This is a genomic window from Dyadobacter sp. (assembly GCF_051859145.1).
GTDB lineage: Bacteria > Bacteroidota > Bacteroidia > Cytophagales > Spirosomataceae > Dyadobacter.
In genome coordinates this window covers 1-13,314 of sequence record NZ_JBHYGF010000047.1, presented here as the reverse complement: position 1 = coordinate 13,314, position 13,314 = coordinate 1, and the positions used below count along the sequence as shown (strand labels likewise).

The following is a 13,314-nucleotide window of genomic DNA, read 5'->3' as shown; positions in this document are numbered from 1 at the left end:
TATCCTTTTTTACATCATAAACCCAAAACTCGTAAGAAGAAGCAGGCGCGCCCACTTTTGTGCGGCTCGAAATATCATCGGTAAAACCCGACTCCGTGACATAATTTGGGACAATCGTTTGCTTCGCATTTTTGTTGGGCTGGGTCAGCCTGTAAGTAATAAAGCGCGCGTCGGGACTTACTGTTTGGTTAGAAATTGATTTTTCATTGAGGTAAATTTCCTTTGGCAATGCCGGTTTTTCCGCATCCGAGATTTTCTTGCCGGCATCTTTCTTCTCTTTCCTTTCTTTCAAAACCTCAAAGATCGCAAGTTGGTCTGCTTTCAGGAACTTCTCCTGTTCGCCGGGTTTTGGATCCGGTTTTTTGTTGCCTGTTTTAAAGTCAGTGAGTTGCGTTAGTAAGCCGGTTTCCAGTGATACTGAGAAAAGGTTGTTTGCTCTTTCAAAAACAACACTTTTTTCATCCCCGCTAAAAACCGGGTTTGTCTCCCTTTCAACGGTTTTGGTAATAGTCCTGATCCGGAAATCCTTGTAGCTGATCAGGTGGATATCCCCATTCTTTTCGTAGAGACGCACAGTTCGGTTTTTATTATACGTACCATTCCGGCCTGCGAGCATTTTGCGTTCCTGAACCGGAATTTTGCTGATTTTCCTGGTAGCCAGCGAATAACCGTAAAGCGAGTCGGACAAATTTTTATCCGGGTTCCAGTTGAAGTAGATCGTTTTCGAATCGTCAGCCCACGTGATATCCGAAGGCGAAGTCCCGATCCAATTCTTCGGTTCCCGCATGATTTTCTCGACGGTCAGGGGCGCGAGGTTTTGGGAGAAAGCGGTATTCAGAACCGCGATCTGGCAGAGGAATGCAAATCGTACAAAAATTTTCATGCAGTAAATGTAAGCTCAGGAGCGGCTATTCCTGTTTTGAATTATCGTGATAGGGGATCGCCTTGACGAGCCGGATGTTATTATATTCTTCAATTACAACTGTATCTTCTTTGGGAATAATGCCCCGTTTGATCCAGTTGCTGACGGTTTGCGTATTGGGAATGTTGAATCTCTTACAATATTCCGCGATCGTAACCCAATCTTGCAGCTCATATCTGACCCCGTTTTTCGACAGATAATCCTGCGCCTCATTAATTGCTTTTCTGCTGTCAGAAAGCAGAGAATCAAGGTCTTCCTGCATTTTTGTTGTTGCTGCTGTCATATCTATCTTCTCTTGTCCAGTTCATTTAAAACCTGTATCAGCTTGGCAATTACATCCAAAATCTCGTCAATTTTTTCCGGGCTGAGTGAATCTTGATTGTCTCGCAGATACTGACGAAGTGCTGCAAGCCGCATTCTTAAGTCGAATTCGTTCACAAGTGTGTGTTTAGATGTTAAATATACAAATTTGTTACGAAGCGTAACAATGCTTGTTTTATTGTCCGCTAAGTTGATATATAAATGCTATTTTTGGAACAATCACCCCTGTTGCAATGAAAATATTTAGTCTGTTCCTCATTTTGATGGTCGCGTTCGCTGCTTGCCGTCAATCAACTTCCACTCCCGAAAAAGGCGTCTCCTTCGAGCTAAACCAATACCGCAAGCAGAATATCGACAGCATTCAATATGCGATTATGCTGGACATTCCGGCTGGTAAAAGCAGCAGGATTACAGGCGAGCAGACCATTACATTTGAATTAAAATCGCTTGACTCAGCCCTGGTACTTGATTTCAATACTGACAGCAGCCACATTCTGGCAGTTAAAAGCGGGGCCGGAAAGATAGAATATCAATTCGTCAACGAGCACATTGTCATTCAGCCAAAGCATCTCAACAAAGGAAAAAACAGCATTCAGATCTCCTTTGTAGCCGGTGATCTTTCGCTGAACCGGAGCGAAGATTATCTGTATACGCTCTTTGTCCCCGACCGTGCCTCAACCTGCTTCCCGCTTTTTGACCAGCCCAACTTAAAGGCGAAATATTCATTGACGCTAAAAACGCCGGCTGGTTGGGAAGCTGTTTCAAACGGTGCCTTACGTGCAAAAACAGCGGAAAGTGGCAAAAGCATTTACCACTTTGAAGAGACAAAGCCAATCAGCTCTTACCTGTTTGCATTCGCCGCCGGGAAGCTTTTTAAAGAGACAAAAATGGTAGCAGGTCGCGAAATGACCATGTATTACCGCGAAACAGACACCGCAAAAGTGAACCGCAACCGTGACGAGGTATTTGCATTGCACGCAAAATCCCTTGCCTGGCTCGAAAAATATACCGGTATTCCGTACCCGTTCGGCAAGTTCGATTTTGCATTGATCCCTTCATTTCAGTACGGCGGAATGGAGCATCCGGGTTCGGTTTTCTATAATGAATCTGCATTGTTTCTGGATGAAAACCCTTCTGTGAACAGGTTGATGGCGCGGGCAAGCGTGATCGCGCACGAATCTGCGCATATGTGGTTCGGGGATCTAGTGACAATGGATTGGTTCAATGATGTGTGGCTTAAAGAGGTATTTGCCAACTTTATGGCGGCCAAAATCGTGCAGCCCAGTTTTCCCGAAATCAATCACGAACTCCGCTTCCTGCTCGCGCACTATCCGGGTGCGTATGAAGTAGACCGGACCCAGGGAACAAACCCGATTTTGCAACAGCTCGGCAACCTGAAAAACGCCGGTACACTTTACGGCGCCATTATCTACCTCAAAGCGCCGATTGTGATGCGCAAGCTCGAAAAGATTATTGGCGCAGACTTAATGCGAGAAAGTTTGCGTGAATATTTAAAAACGTTTTCATTCAGGAATGCACGCTGGGACGATCTGATCACAATCATAGACCGCAAAACGCCCGAGGATATAGCAGCATGGAGTAATGTTTGGGTAAAAACCGCGGGCATGCCAGCGTATACGATCGGGGAGGAGAACTATAAGATCGTCTTGAAGCAGGTTAAAGATTCGGTTTCAGCGCGGGTATGGGCGCAGCCGCTTAATTCAAAGGAGCGGGATACGCAGGATGGCAGGCTCGTTTTTCCAAATGGCGACGGAACCGGCTATGGCTATTTTGAAATGGACAGTTTAAGTAAAAACTACTTTTTCACACACTATAATGAACCTGATTCCATTTTTGACGAGCCCGTCTTTAAAGGTGCCATGCTGGTGAATATTTGGGAAGGTTTCATGCGAGACAACGATGCAAGCGCAGAGAATCTGCTTCAAAAACTAATGATAACCTTGCCGAAAGAAAGTAATCCGCTCCTGATCGATTACATGCTGGGCGCGTTACAAACAACCTGGTGGACTTTCCTGAATGAAAGTGGCCGGGCATCGCGGCAGGTACAGCTTGAACAGCTCCTTTGGCGTTTGCTGAACGAAACGCGGGATAAGGGGATCAAAACTTCCTATTTCCGTGCATTTAAAAACGTCGCGCTAAGTCCGGACGGACTACAAAAAATGCGGTCGCTGTGGAATGGAAAGCTGGTTGTGAAAGATCTGGTGCTGTCGGAAGATGACAAGATTTCCCTCGCGTGCGAACTTGCCTTAAAGCAGCCGGAGGTTGCCGACGAAGTTTTGAATGAGCAAATAGCGAATACCAAAAATCCCGATCGCAAAGCGAAAATGCAGTTTGTAATACCTGCATTAAATCCTGCTGAGAAAGTACGGGATGCATTTTTTGAATCTTTGAAGAAAGAAAGTAACCGCGAGAAGGAAGCGTGGGTTATAGAGGCGCTCGGCTATTTGCATCATCCTTTGCGCGCGCAAAGTGCCGTCAAGTACTTGCGGCCCTCCCTAGATCTTTTACAGGAAATCCAGCTTACAGGCGATATTTTCTTCCCGACTCGCTGGCTGCACGGCACCTTTTCCGGGCATTCATCCACCGAAGCAGCTGCGGTTGTGAATGCATTTCTGAAAGCTCATCCTGATTATCCCGGCTTTTTGAAGAATAAGATTTTGCAGGAAACGGATATGTTGCAGCGGGCTGTGAGGCGCTGATTTTTGTTGCCGCGAATGCACGAATGAGGCACGACGTCTCAGCGCTGCTTGTCAAAGGTTAACTGGAGTTATGTGGGAGTATTTCCAATCGGATGTGGATTGGTGGATATATAGGTGGTCTTTATATAGCTCGAAAGATTGTTCAAAATGAAGATACCCGGTTTGACTTACCGTTGTTAATGTTGGAATCTCGTTATCAGTACCAATAATGAAGCTTGCAATTTTTTGCATTTCTTCGAAATTCAGCCTTCGTGGACATTTGATCAATGCTGAAATCCAAAATAAATCAGCCAGCCACCCCCGCGCATTAGCATCAGCCACAGCCTGCACCTCGGTAATCATTGTCATTGCTTCGCTAATCTGATCAATATCCCGCTTAGCTAAAAGATGTTGAAAGTGATGTTTTAGTATTGAAAAGCAATAGTCTTTTTTAGGACAGTTATCATCACAGGCGAGTTGAAAAAGTGTAGCTATATATTGATTTGAATGCAGAACCAAGTCTTCATCCTGGTCTGTCAAGTACAAATCCAAATCGTAGGCCCACAACATGAGTTGGTCATTTGTAGGATTTATCGAATCAAGACAGCGATAAAATTCCATAATGCTTTTTTGCTGGTCTATTTAAAACTGATCAGCAAAATACTTCTTACTATTTTTTATCCGTCTTTTGTTTATCCTGCGGCTACTTATTCGTAAATCAATCTCAATCCACCCCGGTCCGATATTGCATAGTGCCGGTCGATCTAAGGTCAGCCAGAATGAAGAGTGGTAATATCATCACCCAGCATGCCCAGCCTTCGAGTTGCCAGAACAATGTAAGGATTACAAAGGCAGAAAGCGGCAGCCAGGGGATCAGAATAGCATCCCGTTTTCTCGCCGCATTTTTCTCGCCACGGAAGTAAATTGTCAGGAAACCCATTCCGAAAGGCATGCATAACAGGAAGGAGAGCGTCATCACAGCGAATAGTTCCTGCCACCAGTTTCTGTTAAAAACAAAGTAAATCGTCAATGCAAACAGCAATGCAACAGCGCTGCCTATCAAGGTACTTTTTTGCTTCATTCTGATATTTCGACAGGAATTATCTTTAAAAACCTTAACATAAAGAAAATATCAGTTATGGACAATGCTTCCTTCCAATTACACTGCCGCTGGATAATCAGAGTTGCTGAAATCTAAGTGTCTTTGCCTTGTATTGAAAAATGCGCTACTTTGTATTCAAATGAATACAAACTCAGCTTCCGTCATGATTATTGAAATTGTCAACAATTACGAACAACTTGTTATGAACATCGGAAAGCTTATTGACGTTTCGGGATATCGAAATGATTACATTGCCAAGAAGCTTGGCTTGACTAACGTCAATTTCTCTGCTAAAAAGAACAGAAAGACCTTTACCCTGGAAGAGATCAAGAAAATCGCCAGCATCATAGATAATGAGGATGTAAACGATTATCTCATGTTGCAGCAGATGGAAGCGCGCAAAAACGATGAGACGTTGAGCCATGACGAGCTTTACCAAGCGATGGGATGGAAGTGATTTATAAAAAGAAGTTTTTAAAAGATCTTCAAAGTTTACCTCCGAAAACACAGCTCGCCGTCAAAGAAATACTGGATAAACTCAGGCAAGCGCCCGATCTGCAAGCTGCCGGAGTTGATTATGCCCCGATGGAAGGACAAAGAGCCGGGCAGAACTATTACAGGATACGAGTTGGGAGTTACCGATTAGGAATTGAATACGTCCGACCAAATGTACTTGTCATATTAATCGCATCACGCGGAAGCATCTACAAGTATTTTCCTCCAAAATAAAAAACCAAAGAGCATAAAGGAAGTCAATACCCGTCGGTTTTAACCGACGGATATGATTGGCCCTCTCACCGCAGCATCACCTTCTGCGGCGCGCTAAACAGCATTTCGCCTACACCCGAAGTCTTCACGCCAATGCGCGCGTACACATATTCCCGTTTCGCCAGAGCAGGGGACAGGGTAGCGGTCAGGGTAATGGGTTTGGACAGATCTGTGATGTTTGCGGCTACTTCCTGCACATTACCTGCATTGTTGTTCGGATCCACGATCGTCGTAGTACCTACATACAAATTGACTCTTTCGAGTGTTCGTGAATTATCAACCTGTTTGAGGTTAAATGTTGCCGATACCTTGCCTTCGCCTTTGGTATAAACATCATTTTGAAACACAAAATAAGGCTTAACTGGCACATCTAGCTCCTTTGTACCGCGTAGCTCAACATCGATTGTATCCGTATTATCCACCCAGGGGCCGTTTCCGCGAAGCCTCACCAGCTTGTAGTTACCGTCAAAAAGTGAAGCTGAAAATGTACCATCCTGATTAACATAAACCGGGATTTTGGTAAAAAGCTGGTAGCCGCGCTGCCATATTTCCAGCTGTACACCGTTCGAACGCACACCTACCGGCGCACCTTCGTACACGATCCTGCCTTTCAGTTCAGACTTTGGCTCAGCGCGGTTATCCTTCTCGCAGGAAGATAAAGCCGCCAGCGAAAGCAAGCCCAGCAGCATTGGTTTGAAGAAATTGTTAGTCGTTTTCATAAAATCAATGGAATGGGTTCCTGACAATTTTTGGATTGTTATCAATCACGATTTGCTCAATGGACGAATAGTAATTGCCCATCTGGAAAAACCGTGGTGCACGGAAACGGGGCGCTACCAGCTTGTCGAACACGTATTTATTGTGCGTTGGGTGGCCGGGGCGAACAACCCGGTAAGGATATAGCGCGTAAATCACGGCGTCAGGATTGGACGCATTTCCATTCCAAACCTCATGCGCAATGCGCCAGCGCACCAGATCCCACACGCGGTGATCTTCAAAAGCCAGTTCCACGCGCCGCTCATTTTGCAGGCGCGCCAGCGTCAGCGTTTTCAGACTGTTTGCCCCAAATCCGGCTCTTTCTCTCACCAGATTGACATACTTAACCGCATCCGCCGCTTTGCCCAATTCCAATGCAGCCTCGCTCGCATTCAGGTAAATTTCACCCAAACGAAAACGTACCCACCACATATCACTGCGGATACCGCGCGTGCTCGACATGGCGGTTTGGTCCACATATTTCCGGAGATAAAACCCGGAATTGGTCACTTCCGTTTGCGAGCGCTGAGGCCCCGACGAACCTGTCAACAACCCCCCATCCTCATAGTTCGAGCCCAGCGTATTCGATTCTACATTCTGAAAGCTGTTTGAAGCCTGGTTCCAAACTTTTACCCCAGCCTGGATCTGCACCGGAGTGCCGCGGAAAGAAGTGCCCGGGTAAATCACCGTTCCGTAAAGACGCGCATCTTTGTTCGCAAAAACATCCTGTAGATTGTCATAATAAATGTAATCCGTGTTGCCTGCATTGCGCGTTTTCAGCTCTCCCGAAGTTCCGTCGAGGTACTCATAGTCTTCAACCAGGTTGAGCGACGGTGTAATGGAGGAAGATGAAAGGTTGTCCTCCCGCACGTTCCGGGCAATGTTATCGTAAGTGAAACCGTGCCTTTTGTCTTTACTGACCAGAAAATCCTGCGCAAGAATGATCTCCGGGTTAGCAGATTTCTTGGTAATGGCGTCATAGAAATTCTCACCCAGGTTCGGGTTGGTTTTGTAAAGCTGGTACTTACCGCTGTTGATGATTTCCTCGGAAGCCGCGAGCGACTTGGCGTAATAATCATTGGCACGCGCAGCCGGGATACCCACCTCGCGACCGGGTGTGGCGATAGGCGAAGCCATCAAATTGTTATACTTCGCAAGCGAACCCGCGTACAGCATCGCGCGACTTTTGAGCGCCATGGCCGTAAACCTGTTTGCGCGCGTGTTGCTCCCGTCATTGCCCAGCTGGTCTTTCACCGCATCCAGCTCGCTGGCAATGAAATCGTACACTTCTTCCTCGGTATTGCGGGGTTGCTGCAGGTAAGCAGGATTTCCATTAAAATCATAGATAAGCTGCTTGGTTACCAGCGGCACGCCGCCCATTCTTTTTACCAGCTCGAAATAAACGAAGGCGCGTAAAAACCTGAATTCCGCTGAAAATTGCGCCTTCTGACCTTCATTCAGAGAAGTTCCGTAGGTTTCGATGTTTTCGATCGCCAGGTTGATATCGCGGATCAGACCATAATCCCAAAGCCGCCAGCGGTCAAAAGGGTAGGAGACGATGTTGTTCCGGCCGTCATCGTTGTTGGACCACATTGCTTCGTCGTATGCAGCAAATTCAGCCCAGCCCGTGGTAAGCGAAGTATGCGCAGGCAGGCGATCGTAGTAGTTGGCCAGAAGCCCCGTGATCATTTTGGAATCATTCCATACCTGCTCTTCCAGAATGATATTCTGCGGCTTTCTGTCAAGCCACTGCTCGGCACATCCCGAAAGGATGAATATCGCCAGCGCGAGTAAATATTGTGAAATTCGTTTCATGACGGATTGGTTTAAAAATTGATGCTGAAACCGGCATTGAAGAGTCGCTGCTGCGGATAAACCAGCGCGTTACCCGACGAAATTTCCGGATCGATCTCGTACTTTTTCACATTGTCGATCGAGAACAGGTTGCTCGCATTCACATAAATCCGCAAACCATTGCTGCCGATTTTCTTGAAAACTTTCGGATCAAAACTGTAACCGAGCTCGATGTTGCGCAGACGGATGTAGCGCACGTTGGTGATCCAGAAATCGCTTTTCCGGAAGTTGACGTGGCTCGAATTGTCCTTTCTGATGGCGGGGTAAGTGCCTGGTATCCATTCACTGTTTGGGTCAAACGGATCAGCGCGGTGCCAGCGGTCTTCCAGCATGAAATGCGGAGAGGTACCATTGTTCTGGTAAGGAATTTTTAACTCCCAGTTGCGCTGGAAACTTTGCAGCGACGCACCTGCAAAATCAAAGAACAGCGAAAAACCTTTGTAAGCCACACTGCCGTTCAACGCAAAGCTGACGTACGGATTCGCGCCTTCCGCGTAGCCGATCGGACGCTCGTCGAGACTATTGATAATACCGTCCCCATTTACATCTTTGTAAATGAAATCGCCGGGAAGCTGGGTGCGGTTACCCTGTTCGTCGTTGTTGATCGGGTGACTTTCAATCTGCTCCTGCGACTGGAACTGGCCCACCACCTGGTAACCCCAGTTGATATTTCCCCAGCGGTCTACATACGAATCGCGGTATTCATTATAGGAATTTCCGAAACGTGGTTTGTAAAAATCCAGATCGCGACGACGTGACAAAGTTGCATTCGCGCTGATCGTGTAATCAATTTGGCCAATATTGCTCTTGTAAGTCAGCACACCTTCCAGTCCTCTATGTGTATCGCTGTTCAGGTTTTCATTGGGTAAAGTGTAACCCACCTCCGAAGGCAGCAGTACGTCATAGCGGGCTGCAGGAAGACCTTCCCTTTTTCTTTCAAAAAGATCAAACTGTCCGTTCAGCTTGCCGCCCAGTAAACCGAAGTCAATGCCCACATTGGTGGAAATGTTGGTAATCCACGAAAGCGTAGTAATCGGCAATCCGCGCGGACGCACACCGATGTTGTACTGTCCATTAAAAATTGCGCTTCCCTGCAAAAAGTTGTATCCTGGCAAATAGCTGAAAGGCGCCACCAGAAAAGCATCGTTGCTCAAACGGTCACTACCTGTGCGACCATAAGAAGCACGGATCTTCAAGCTGCTGAATACATTTTCCAACTTACCCTTGAAGAAATTCTCTTCCGAAATCCGCCAGCCGGCCGAAACACCCGGGAAGAAACCGAACCGTTTGCCAGGCGCATACAGGAACGAACCGTCATACCGGCCCACAGCTTCCAGCAGGTACTTTTGCTTGTAGTTGTAGTTAACCCGACCAATGTAGCCCGCCCTCGCCTCCGTGCTCCACTCATCGATCAGCAGATCCTGATTGGCAAACGACATCAGCGGAATGTAATTATTGGGAGGTACTGTGTGCACCACCAGGTAGGTATTTACATTGTCGGACTGCTCGTAAGCCGCCACAGCAGATAGCTCGTGGTCGCCAAACGTTTTGTTGTAGTTCAATTGCAGCTGCGCGAAACGGTCAATGATATTGCGTTTCCGCCGCTCACGCCAGGGATTCTGGTTGCCGCCGCCGGCTACTACATTGTAGCTGTCCGAAGCTTCGTCGTACTTGTAGGCATCGTAGGTGTATTCGAACCCGTCGAAATCGAAATTGTGATATTGATAAGAGTAAGTACCCTTCACTTTGAGGCCGAATGCGAAATCGTATTCTGCATAGAAGTTACCTTTTACCACCCGCGTGATCTCGTCAATGTAGCCCGTTACTTCCTTTTTATAGGTAGCCGGGTTCACATTCACATTGTGGGTCTGGTTGATGTACTTCGGGTTATCATTTGCATAGGGGCGCTCCGTAGGCCACATGGTGAAAATACTCAGGAACGGATTGAAGTAATCATCCAGCCCCGGCACACCCACCTGGAAACGGTCTTCAATACGCCCGCTGATCTGCGCGCCCACTTTCAGCTTCTTGGTCACATAAGATTCCACATTCGCCTGAATGTTCGTCCGTTTAAAATTGTAATCCCGGATCAATGCATCCTGGTTAAGGTGCCCCACAGAAAGGAAGTAGCTGATTTTCTCGGTACCGCCGGAAACATTGGCATTCACGGAATATTGCGGAACATTCGGCCGCATCACCATCTTGTAGTAGTCAAAACTCTGGTATCCTTTTTCCGTACCTACCCGCCACTTTTCAAGCTCTTCGGGGGTGATCGTAGGCGTGCGTCCCTGGTTCACATCTGATTCCACGAGTCCGCGCATATGCTGGTAAGCGCTGGCGGGTTTCGGGTAACGGGTAAAATTCTGCAAACCATAATATGCATTGATATTGATCCTGGCCGGGCCGTCGCCCGCTTTCCCGCGCTTGGTTGTTACCAGAATTACCCCGTTCGCGGCGCGCAGCCCGTACACCGCAGCCGAAGCATCTTTCAGAATGGAAACACTTTCGATGTCATTCTGGCCCAGGTTATTGAAGTTCGCCGCATCGGAAGGAACGCCGTCAATAACGAACAGAGGCGTGCCCATATTCCGGATCTGAATGGTAGTGGCCGCGCCCGGACGTGCGTCCGCTTTCCTGGCAGTGATACCCTGCACGCGACCAACAAGCGCATCGGAAGTACCGATCGAAGGCGTGCGGATCAGGTCTTTCGCCTGGATATTACTCACAGCGCCCGTGACAGCCGCAGTCGATTGCGTGCCGTAACCCACTACAACCACTTCCGTAAGCTCCTCACTGCTGGGCAGCAATGTCACCTTGAAAGCAGATTGGTTGCCAATCGCAATGTCCTGGGAAGTGTAGCCAATGAAGGAAAACGTGAGCGTTTGCGCAGCATCATCCACTGACAAACTGAAATTGCCGTCCGTGCCGGTGGTAGTTCCTTTGCTTGTTCCTTTGATGATCACACTTACGCCGGGCAGCGGATTGTTGTTTTCGTCAATCACTTTGCCCGTGAGGGTTTTGTCCATACGCTGATGCAGGCGCAACGCGCCAGACCAGTGCGCCGGGCTGGTGCTGGCAATGCTCGGGAAATGCAGCGCTCCTGTTACCGCTAAGGCACAAAGCGTCCTGCGAAGTCCCGGATAAGGATTTCGTCTGATTGGGTCCATAGATTCGTTTTTAAGAAAGGTGAGTACTTAACTGCTTTTACATCATTCTGCCTGTTGTTTTGGGGTTAAAGTGAGTTTGTTGAATAAAAATCGGACATAGGAAATCTGTTTACTGATTTTGTTAAATCAGCAGGGATTGTACCGTTAAATGCCGACAGCCGGGTAAAATGACGCTAACTGGCTAACGGTACACAGTACACGCTCAGAGAGGAAGTCTAGGGATTTTTCATAGGCATAGTTGCTGTTGATTGATCTACGTTCTTTTTCACAAGTCAATAATTACCATTCAAACCAATCGGTTTTCACAATACAATTTTAAACCAAAATAATGCTAAAAACGTGGAGGGATTTGATTAGTACTAACTGTATTTTGATGTATTTTGTCATTAATCAGGCAAATAATTGAAATATATCGCCATTGATAATCATTTACATCTATGCCGACGATCTGGGTTATGGCGAATTAGGATGTTATGGTCAGCAGAAAATCAAGACACCCAACCTCGACAAAATGGCGCGGGAAGAAATGCGTTTTACGCAGCATTATACCAGTATGCCCGTGTGCGCGCCTGCGCGCGCGATGCTGATGACGGGAAAGCACGCGGGATATTCCGCGATCCGGGGGTGTGAGTGACCATATTTCGGTACAATATGATCTAATGGCCACACTCGCTGAACTGACCGGGCAGCAGGTTGCTGCTACCGACGGAATTTCGTTTTTGCCAACGCTTTTGGGTAAAAAGCAGCCGAAACACGACTACCTGTATTTTGAATATCCGGAAAAAGGCGGTCAGCTCGCGATCAGAATGGGGGAATGGAAGGGGGTTAAGACCAATTTAAAGAAAAGCCCCAAAAAACCCTGGCAGCTTTATAACCTGAAAACAGACCGGAATGAGACAACCGATGTGGCCGCCCAGAATCCCGGTCTGCTCAAAAAGTTCGATGTAATTGTGAAGAAAGAACACCAGGAGCCCACAGTGGAGGCGTGGCAGTTTTTAGGCCCGGTTATCGGAAACTGACAACCGGGCTTCTTTTTATTTTATTGCAGCTTGTCCCACCGGACGCAGGTTCTTGCCGGGGCTTTGTTGCAAATCGTCGCCCAGATCTTCGCGGGCAGCTTCGGCAATCTTTTCCAGTTCGGCTACAATCTCAGGATTTTGCTCCTGCACATCGTAACGCTCGCCGGGGTCGCGCGACAGGTTGTATAATGCACGAGCGATCGCGTGGTCTTCCGGTGCCGGGCCAGGTTGGCCGTTTTTACCCGGGAGTGAACCTTCGTAAGTACGTCCCGGATGGGCGAATACCAGCTTCCAGTTATCTTTCCTGACTGCTTCCAGGCTGTTTTTACGATAATAATAAAGGAAATTCTCCCGCGGCTTTTTGGTTTCATCGCCTTTAAGCAGATCAGAGAAATCAATGCCATCGATTTTCTCTTTTGGCAGTTTCGCGCCGGTTAGCTTGGCGAGGGTCGGGAGTACATCAATGGTGGAAAGCAGCTTGTTAGAAACCCTTCCGGCAGGTACCACGCCAGGCCAGCGCATAATGCAAGGCTCGCGCTGTCCGCCCTCAAATGAAGTTCCTTTTCCTTCGCGGAAGCCGCCCGACGAACCTGCGTGGTCGCCGTAGTTGAGCCAGGGTCCATTGTCGCTGGTGAAGATCACAAGCGTATTTTCATCGAGTCCCTGCGCTTTCAGCTCCTTCATAATTTCACCTACCGACCAGTCA

At 47.6% G+C, this 13,314-nt stretch carries 13 protein-coding genes and 1 pseudogene; 5 read left to right on the top strand and 9 right to left on the bottom strand.

Going from position 1 to position 13,314, the window contains the following annotated elements; translation table 11 throughout:
• The 3 genes and pseudogenes from ACTIE6_RS04065 to ACTIE6_RS04055 form a co-directional block, all read right to left on the bottom strand.
• Nucleotides 1-883 (bottom strand): annotated as a pseudogene (locus ACTIE6_RS04065) (S9 family peptidase); the annotation flags it as partial.
• Nucleotides 884-908: 25 nt separating this feature from the next.
• Nucleotides 909-1,205: a hypothetical protein gene (locus ACTIE6_RS04060; protein ID WP_439555409.1), complete on the bottom strand. Its 297-nt coding sequence runs from the start codon at nucleotides 1,203-1,205 to the stop codon at nucleotides 909-911.
• 2 nt (nucleotides 1,206-1,207) lie between these two features.
• Nucleotides 1,208-1,360: a hypothetical protein gene (locus ACTIE6_RS04055; protein ID WP_439555408.1), complete on the bottom strand. Its 153-nt coding sequence runs from the start codon at nucleotides 1,358-1,360 to the stop codon at nucleotides 1,208-1,210.
• Nucleotides 1,361-1,476: 116 nt separating this feature from the next.
• Between ACTIE6_RS04055 and ACTIE6_RS04050 the strand changes: the two genes are divergently transcribed.
• Nucleotides 1,477-3,963 (top strand): M1 family metallopeptidase, encoded by a 2,487-nt coding sequence (locus ACTIE6_RS04050; RefSeq protein WP_439555407.1) that lies wholly within the window; start codon nucleotides 1,477-1,479, stop codon nucleotides 3,961-3,963.
• 51 nt (nucleotides 3,964-4,014) lie between these two features.
• On the opposite strand, the gene ACTIE6_RS04045 is transcribed toward ACTIE6_RS04050, so the two are convergent.
• Together ACTIE6_RS04045 and ACTIE6_RS04040 are read right to left on the bottom strand one after the other, a co-directional pair.
• Nucleotides 4,015-4,563, bottom strand: a complete 549-nt coding sequence (locus tag ACTIE6_RS04045; RefSeq protein WP_439555406.1) for a hypothetical protein — start codon at nucleotides 4,561-4,563, stop codon at nucleotides 4,015-4,017.
• A 103-nt stretch (nucleotides 4,564-4,666) separates the two neighbouring features.
• Nucleotides 4,667-5,023: a hypothetical protein gene (locus ACTIE6_RS04040; protein ID WP_439555405.1), complete on the bottom strand. Its 357-nt coding sequence runs from the start codon at nucleotides 5,021-5,023 to the stop codon at nucleotides 4,667-4,669.
• 160 nt (nucleotides 5,024-5,183) lie between these two features.
• Here ACTIE6_RS04040 and ACTIE6_RS04035 point away from each other — a divergent pair, with 160 nt between their 5' ends.
• Both ACTIE6_RS04035 and ACTIE6_RS04030 read left to right on the top strand, forming a co-directional pair.
• The gene (locus ACTIE6_RS04035; protein WP_439555404.1) at nucleotides 5,184-5,501 is read left to right on the top strand and encodes a hypothetical protein; all 318 of its coding nucleotides are present in this window, start codon (nucleotides 5,184-5,186) and stop codon (nucleotides 5,499-5,501) included.
• Entirely contained in the window at nucleotides 5,492-5,773 is a 282-nt protein-coding gene (locus tag ACTIE6_RS04030; protein WP_439555403.1) for a type II toxin-antitoxin system RelE family toxin, read from the top strand. The genes ACTIE6_RS04035 and ACTIE6_RS04030 overlap by 10 nt, the downstream gene beginning before the upstream one ends.
• Nucleotides 5,774-5,838: 65 nt before the next feature.
• Here the strand turns inward: ACTIE6_RS04030 and ACTIE6_RS04025 are convergent, their stop codons facing one another.
• Genes ACTIE6_RS04025 through ACTIE6_RS04015 form a run of 3 tightly spaced genes read right to left on the bottom strand, consistent with a single transcriptional unit; the run spans nucleotide 5,839 to nucleotide 11,589 of the window.
• The gene (locus ACTIE6_RS04025) at nucleotides 5,839-6,531 is read right to left on the bottom strand and encodes a DUF3823 domain-containing protein (protein ID WP_439555402.1); all 693 of its coding nucleotides are present in this window, start codon (nucleotides 6,529-6,531) and stop codon (nucleotides 5,839-5,841) included.
• A 4-nt stretch (nucleotides 6,532-6,535) separates the two neighbouring features.
• A complete protein-coding gene (locus ACTIE6_RS04020; protein ID WP_439555401.1) occupies nucleotides 6,536-8,383 on the bottom strand; it encodes a RagB/SusD family nutrient uptake outer membrane protein in 1,848 nt (615 codons plus the stop codon).
• 11 nt (nucleotides 8,384-8,394) lie between these two features.
• Complete coding sequence (locus tag ACTIE6_RS04015) at nucleotides 8,395-11,589, bottom strand: SusC/RagA family TonB-linked outer membrane protein (RefSeq protein ID WP_439555400.1); 3,195 nt, start codon at nucleotides 11,587-11,589, stop codon at nucleotides 8,395-8,397.
• A gap of 418 nt (nucleotides 11,590-12,007) precedes the next feature.
• Here ACTIE6_RS04015 and ACTIE6_RS04010 point away from each other — a divergent pair, with 418 nt between their 5' ends.
• Together ACTIE6_RS04010 and ACTIE6_RS04005 are read left to right on the top strand one after the other, a co-directional pair.
• The gene (locus ACTIE6_RS04010) at nucleotides 12,008-12,223 is read left to right on the top strand and encodes a sulfatase-like hydrolase/transferase (protein ID WP_439555399.1); all 216 of its coding nucleotides are present in this window, start codon (nucleotides 12,008-12,010) and stop codon (nucleotides 12,221-12,223) included.
• A gap of 25 nt (nucleotides 12,224-12,248) precedes the next feature.
• Nucleotides 12,249-12,608 (top strand): hypothetical protein, encoded by a 360-nt coding sequence (locus ACTIE6_RS04005; protein WP_439555398.1) that lies wholly within the window; start codon nucleotides 12,249-12,251, stop codon nucleotides 12,606-12,608.
• Nucleotides 12,609-12,623: 15 nt separating this feature from the next.
• On the opposite strand, the gene ACTIE6_RS04000 is transcribed toward ACTIE6_RS04005, so the two are convergent.
• Nucleotides 12,624-13,314: sulfatase-like hydrolase/transferase (locus ACTIE6_RS04000; protein WP_439555397.1), on the bottom strand; the 691-nt coding region annotated here is incomplete at its 5' end.

Excerpts from the sequence above, each read along its gene's own strand:
- ACTIE6_RS04060 (WP_439555409.1), bottom strand. The coding sequence starts at position 1,205 with ATGACAGCAGCAACAACAAAAATGCAGGAAGACCTTGATTCTCTGCTT.
- ACTIE6_RS04050 (WP_439555407.1), top strand. The coding sequence starts at position 1,477 with ATGAAAATATTTAGTCTGTTCCTCATTTTGATGGTCGCGTTCGCTGCT.
- ACTIE6_RS04045 (WP_439555406.1), bottom strand. The coding sequence starts at position 4,563 with ATGGAATTTTATCGCTGTCTTGATTCGATAAATCCTACAAATGACCAA.
- ACTIE6_RS04040 (WP_439555405.1), bottom strand. The coding sequence starts at position 5,023 with ATGAAGCAAAAAAGTACCTTGATAGGCAGCGCTGTTGCATTGCTGTTT.
- ACTIE6_RS04035 (WP_439555404.1), top strand. The coding sequence starts at position 5,184 with ATGAATACAAACTCAGCTTCCGTCATGATTATTGAAATTGTCAACAAT.
- ACTIE6_RS04030 (WP_439555403.1), top strand. The coding sequence starts at position 5,492 with ATGGAAGTGATTTATAAAAAGAAGTTTTTAAAAGATCTTCAAAGTTTA.
- ACTIE6_RS04025 (WP_439555402.1), bottom strand. The coding sequence starts at position 6,531 with ATGAAAACGACTAACAATTTCTTCAAACCAATGCTGCTGGGCTTGCTT.
- ACTIE6_RS04020 (WP_439555401.1), bottom strand. The coding sequence starts at position 8,383 with ATGAAACGAATTTCACAATATTTACTCGCGCTGGCGATATTCATCCTT.
- ACTIE6_RS04015 (WP_439555400.1), bottom strand. The coding sequence starts at position 11,589 with ATGGACCCAATCAGACGAAATCCTTATCCGGGACTTCGCAGGACGCTT.
- ACTIE6_RS04005 (WP_439555398.1), top strand. The coding sequence starts at position 12,249 with ATGGCCACACTCGCTGAACTGACCGGGCAGCAGGTTGCTGCTACCGAC.